Here is a 459-nt window from a genome sequence, read left to right on the forward strand (position 1 = left end):
ACGACGTTCGAACCGAGTCGCTGTGGAGTCAAGTGCTCGCAACTGCGATTCGCGGCGAGCGTACCGGCGACACGCTGTCTCTCATCCCGTCGACCATCTCTACGTGGGGCGAATGGAAGGCGTCGCACCCCGACACCGAGGTGTTGGTTCCACCGCCCGTCTCCGACACGATTCGCGGCCGACAGAGCCGAAGCTACGACGTGAATCCCTACTCGAGCTATCGGCAGTCGGGGAGAGTCGGAATCGGATTCAACGACGAGGTTGACGAGCGTATGCACCCCAAAACATCGGTTATCGGTATCACTGCTGGCGGAGTCGCGCGGGCGTACCCACTCGACGCAGTGAAGAATGCCGGCGTCGTCAACGACACTGTCGGCGAACTGCCGGTCGTCGTCGCGTCGTCAACTGACGGGACGCTCGTCGCCTACGTCCGCCGCATCGACGGTTCCGTCGCGGAGT

Annotated in this window: 1 protein-coding gene; it reads left to right on the top strand. The window is 63.0% G+C overall.

Annotation, left to right across the window (positions count from 1 at the left end; all coding sequences use genetic code 11):
* Window positions 1-459 (top strand): DUF3179 domain-containing (seleno)protein (locus D3D02_RS19615; protein ID WP_121571390.1); only part of this gene is annotated, 459 nt, incomplete at both ends.

Origin of the sequence: Halobellus sp. Atlit-38R (assembly GCF_003665925.1) — an archaeon.
Classification (GTDB): domain Archaea; phylum Halobacteriota; class Halobacteria; order Halobacteriales; family Haloferacaceae; genus Haloquadratum; species Haloquadratum inordinatus.